Origin of the sequence: Rhodococcus sp. R1101 (assembly GCF_000278445.1) — a bacterium.
GTDB classification, from domain to species: domain Bacteria; phylum Actinomycetota; class Actinomycetes; order Mycobacteriales; family Mycobacteriaceae; genus Rhodococcus; species Rhodococcus gordoniae.
This window is the reverse complement of the sequence record NZ_AJVB01000248.1, coordinates 1-5,642: the sequence shown is the minus strand read 5'-3', so window position 1 is coordinate 5,642 and position 5,642 is coordinate 1. Positions and strand designations below refer to the sequence as shown.

Here is a 5,642-nt window from a genome sequence, read left to right as displayed (position 1 = left end):
CTCGAACCGCACTCCGCCGTGAACAACATCCCCGTGGCCATTCGCCTCTCGGGGCGACTGGACACCGACGCGCTGCAGGCGGCGGTCTCCGACGTGGTGGAACGCCACGAATCGCTCCGCACCGTCTACCCCGAGATCGACGGTGTCGGCTATCAGCAGGTGCTGCCCGCCGCGGAGGCGATCGTCGACGTCCGCCCCGAGAGCATCGACTCCGACGAGGTCGCGACCCGGGTCGCCGAAGCAGTCACCACCGGTTTCGATGTGACACAGCAGGTTCCGATCCGTGTGCGCCTGTTCTCCGTGGCCCCGGACGAGCACGTGCTCGTCGTCGTGGTGCACCACATCTCCGCCGACGGCTACTCGATGGGACCGCTGACGCGCGACGTGGTGACGGCCTATGCCGCGCGTGTCGCGGGCGGGGAACCCGGATGGGCACCGCTCGAGGTGCAGTACGCGGACTACACGCTGTGGCAGCGCGAGACCCTCGGCGACGAGTCCGACCCCGAGTCGCTCATGGCGCGGGAGGTGGACTTCTGGAAGCGGACCCTGGCGGATCTGCCGGAAGAAGTGACGTTGCCGTTCGATCGTCCCCGGCCGGCCGTCGCGAGCCATCGGGGTGCCTCGCACCGCCTCACTCTCGACGAGCGAGTCCGCGCAGCGATCGCCGATCTCGCCCGTCGCAGCGGTGCAACGGAATTCATGGTCGTCCATGCCGCACTCGCCGTGCTCCTCGCCCGGCTCGGCGGCAACGAGGACATCACGATCGGCACCCCTGTCGCCGGCCGCGGCGACGCGGCGCTCGACGACCTGGTAGGCATGTTCGTCAACACCCTGGTGCTGCGCACACCCGTCGAACCCGATGTGTCCTTCGGAGACTTCCTCGACTCGGTGCGCACGGCCGACCTCGAGGCGTTCACCCACGCCGACGTGCCGTTCGAACGCCTCGTCGAGGTGCTCGACCCGTCGCGTTCCCTTGCGCGCCACCCGCTCTTCCAGGTGATGCTCACCTTCCAGAACATGCCGGTCTCTCAGCTGGAACTGCCCGAGCTGACCGTCTCCGGTATCGACTTCGACGCACAGGTCGCCAAGTTCGACCTGCAGGTGACCGTCGCGGATGTCGTCGACGCCGCCGGCGATCCCTCCGGCCTCGTGGTGGAATTCGACTACGCCACCGAACTGTTCGACCCGCAGACCGTCGCCGCTGTCGCAGAACGGTTCTCGCGGATCCTCGAGGCGGTCACCACCGATCCGCGCATCGCGGTCGGTGACGTGCCGCTCGTCACCGACGGCGAGCTCGACCGCATCCTCACCGAGTGGAACACGCTCGGCGAGTCCGTCCCGGTCGTCGAACCGGCCACGCTGACTGCACGTTTCGACACGGCCGCCCGCGCTCACGCCGCGAACGCCGCGGTGACCCACGGGGAGACGACCCTCACCTACACCGAGCTCGGTGCCCGCGCGAACCGGATCGCACGCCGGCTTGCCGCCGCGGGGGTCGGACCCGGCACTCTCGTCGCGGTGGCCCTGCCGCGGACCGAGGACCTCGTGGTCGCGCTCACCGCGGTCGTGCTCTCCGGCGGCGCCTACCTGCCGATCGACACCGCACATCCGCAGCATCGTGTGCGGTACATTCTCGACCAGGCCCGGCCCCGCGTGATCCTCACTTCCGATACACTCGGAGACGAGCCCGGAGCGGAGGCGTTGCGCGGCAGCGGAATCGAGATGCTGGACGTCGTCGCCGCGCAGAACGACGACTCGGTCTCCACCGATCCGCTCACCGACTCCGACCGGATCGCATCGCCGCAGCCGGACGATCTGGCGTACGTCATCTTCACCTCCGGTTCGACCGGTCGCCCCAAGGGCGTCGCCGTCACGCACCGGAACGTGCTGACCCTCTTCGCCAACGCCGAACCCCGCTTCGGCTTCGGCCCGGACGACGTGTGGACGCTGTTCCACTCCTACGCCTTCGACTTCTCGGTATGGGAGCTGTGGGGGCCGTTGCTCCACGGTGGTCGTCTGGTCGTCGTCGACTACCTGACATCACGCTCGCCGGAACTGTTCGTCGAACTCGTACGGCGCGAAGGAGTCACGGTTCTCAACCAGACGCCGTCGGCGTTCTACCAGTTCGACGAGGCCGAGCGGATGCTCGCGTCGTCCGCTTCGGTCGACGCCGGGCCGCTCGCACTGCGGTACGTGATCTTCGGGGGTGAGGCGCTCGACCCCGGCCGGCTGACGGCATGGTTCGAACGCCATCCCGTGCGGCCGCAACTGGTCAACATGTACGGCATCACCGAGACCACGGTGCACGTGTCCTTCCATGTCGTGGAACCGACGGAAGCGCGACCGGGCGTTCCGAGCGCGATCGGACGGTCGCTGCCGGGCCTGGACGTCCGGATCCTCGACGAGCGGTTGCACCCGGTTCCCGCCGGCGTGGCCGGCGACGTCTACGTCTCCGGCGATCAGCTCGCCCGCGGCTATCTCGGGCGCCCCGAGCTCACGGCGGCCCGTTTCGTCGCCGACCCCTTCGGCTCCGGACGTCTCTACCGGACGGGCGACGTCGCCCGGTGGAACGCCGACGGCATCATCGAGTACGCCGGCCGGAGCGACTCGCAGGTGCAGCTCCGCGGCTTCCGCATCGAGCTCGGGGAGGTCGAGGCGGCACTGCTGCGCGCTTCCGGCGTCGCCCACGCTGTGGCAGTGGTGCGCGACGACGGCATCGGCGAACGTCTGGTCGGATACGTCGTACCGCGGGCCGGCAACAGCATCGAGCCCGCCGCCGTCCGTCGGGCCGCCGCCGAGTTCCTCACCGGATACATGGTGCCCGATGTGGTGACGGTCCTCGAAGAACTGCCGTTGACGGTCAACGGCAAGCTCGACCGGCGCGCACTGCCCGCACCGCAGGTGAGCGCGGACAGTGGCGAACACCGCGAGCCGGTCACGGAGTCCGAGATCGCCGTCGCGGCCGTCTGGTCCGATGTCCTGGGGCTCGAGCGCGTGGGTGCCGACGACTCCTTCTTCGATCTCGGAGGCAACTCGCTCGTGGCGACGCGGGTGATCGCTCGGATCAACGAGGCACTCGGATCCTCCCTGGCCATTCGTGAACTGTTCGAGGAACCGACGGTGGCGGGCCTCGCAGCCCGGATCGACGGCGGTTCGACCGCCGCAGCCGTGCCCGAACTGCGGGCACGGCCCCGTCCCGAGCGCATTCCGCTCTCGCTCGCACAACAGCGGATGTGGGTGCTCAATCAGCTCGACCCCGGTTCGTCCACCTACAACATCCCCCTGGCGATCCGGCTGCGCGGAAACCTCGACACCGAGGCACTCGCAGCTTCCGTGCGCGATGTGGTCGAGCGCCACGAGACACTGCGTACCGTCTACCCGCACGACGATCACGGTCCGTACCAGCAGATCCGGTCCGTCGACGCGGTCGAGGAACTGACGGTCGTCACCGCAGGTACCGAGGGAGAGGCGTTCGAGGCGGTCGTGGAGGTCGCGTCGCAGGGCTTCGATGTCTCCACCGACGTACCCGTGCGGGGCCGGTTGGTCTCGCTCACGCCGGACGACCACGTCCTCGTGCTCGTCGTGCACCACATCTCGGCGGACGGTGCGTCACTCGCACCGCTCGCCCGCGACCTCGTGTCGGCGTACATCGGGCGCATCTCCGGCAGCTCCGTCGAGCTCCCTCCGCTCGAGGTGCAGTATGCGGACTTCGCGCTGTGGCAGCAGGACGTGTTCGGGGACGCCGACGATCCGGCATCGCCTGCGGGGAAACAGCTCGACTACTGGCGTGAACGCCTGGCAGGGGTGCCGGACCTGCTGGACCTTCCCGCCGACCGGCCGCGACCCGCACAGACCAGCACCCGCGGTGCCACGACCATGATCGATGTGTCCGCGGACACCCGTGCTCGTCTCGACATTCTCGCCTCGGAACATCGTGCCTCGCTGTTCATGGTGGTGCATGCCGCTCTCGCGGTGTTGCTGTCGAGACTGAGCAATTCGCGCGACGTCGTGATCGGGACGGCAGTGGCCGGACGCGGTGCTCAGGCACTCGACGACGTGGTCGGCATGTTCGTCAACACGCTGGCACTGCGCAGCGACGTCGACCCGGCCACGGCGTTCGACGCCCTCCTCGACACGGTCCGGGCCGGCGACCTCGAAGCCTTCGCGAATGCGGACGTGCCGTTCGAGCGTGTCGTGGACGAACTGGGGATCGCTCGTTCGACCTCCCGGCATCCGGTCTTCCAGACGGTGCTGTCCTTCCAGAACCTCGACCCCGTACGTATGGAACTGCCGGAACTGACCGTCGAAGCGCTCGACACGGGAGAGCTCTCCGCCAAGTTCGATCTGCAGGTCACGGTGGAACCTCGGGAGGACTCCGCGAGCGGGCCGGGTGGGATGGCCGTCGCCTTCACCTACGCGACCGATCTGTTCGACGCGGACACCGTGGAGGCCTACGCGCGTCGCTTCGTGGCGGTGCTCGACGCGGTGGCCGCCGATCCCGCCGCGGTGGTCGGGGGACATCGATATCCGGACCGCTGACGAGATCGCCGTGGTCACCGGCACCCCTCGCGCCGTGCCGGAGTCGTCCTCGCAGGTCCCCGATACGACGATCGCCCAGGAACTGCGCGTCGTGGTCGAATCGGATCCGGACGCCCCTGCCGTCGTGTTCGGCGAGACCGAGTCGACCTTCGCGGATGTCGAGAAACGATCCTCTCGGTGGGCGCGGCATCTGATCTCGCTCGGTGCGGGTCCGGGCGGGACCGTCGCCGTCGACGTCCCCCCCGGAATCGACCTGGTCACCGCGATCTGGGCAACCGTGAAGACGGGGGCCGCGATCGCGGTGGGGACGTCCTCCGAGGCTCGTTGGATTCTCACGACCTCACAGCGCACCGCCGACGGCTCGGCGGTTCTGCTTCCGATGGACGACCCGGAACTGGTGTCGAGGGTGTCGGCGCAGTCGGAGCGCCCCGTCGCCTACACCGAGCGCACGTCCGTCCTCCGTGCCGGGGACCCTGCGCTGAGGCTGCCGCAGGGCGACCTCACTCAGGGACGTGCGGTGGCTGCACTTCGCCGCGATCACACCGAGTTCGGTGTCACCTACGATGCTCGGATCCTGGTGTCCGGGCGGGCGGCAGACCCCTGGTCGGTATATGCGGTGCTCGCCGCCGCGCTGGCCGGTGCTGTCGTGATCGTTCCCGAAAACCGTGACGATCTCGCCCGTGCTGCGGAAGAGGAATGGGTGACACACGCATTCGTTCCCGGTGATGCGGTGGCCGACCTCGTCGGCTGTGCGGATCTCGCGTTCGTCTCGGTCACGGACGGGGTCGGGACGGCGGCTTCCGAATCGGTCGACGCCACCATCTGCGCGAGAACTCACCCGTGGTCTTCCGGTTCATGATCGACTTCTCGGGGTGACACCCCGGACGGATTGTGAGCTGTGACGAACACGAGCGCCCGACGGCCCTCCCGGTCGGGCGTGCAGGACACGTGACCGAACGGTAACTTTACCGTGACCGGGGCCGTCGGGGTGCTCCGACGGGGAGGAGTTGTCACGTGGCCGAGGCGGGGTCCGAACGAGGAATCGACAGGTTCGGAGGAGCCGCGACGCAGTCGCGGAGTGGTCGCCGGTCCGGCGGACCCCG

General features: G+C 68.8%; 2 protein-coding genes. Both read left to right on the top strand.

Going from position 1 to position 5,642, the window contains the following annotated elements:
* Positions 1 to 33 precede the first annotated feature (33 nt).
* Entirely contained in the window at positions 34 to 4,539 is a 4,506-nt protein-coding gene (locus R1101_RS26945; protein ID WP_232284763.1) for a non-ribosomal peptide synthetase, read from the top strand.
* Between the two features lie 10 nt (positions 4,540 to 4,549).
* The gene (locus tag R1101_RS31035) at positions 4,550 to 5,398 is read left to right on the top strand and encodes an AMP-binding protein (RefSeq protein ID WP_016934227.1); all 849 of its coding nucleotides are present in this window, start codon (positions 4,550 to 4,552) and stop codon (positions 5,396 to 5,398) included.
* Positions 5,399 to 5,642: the final 244 nt, after the last annotated feature.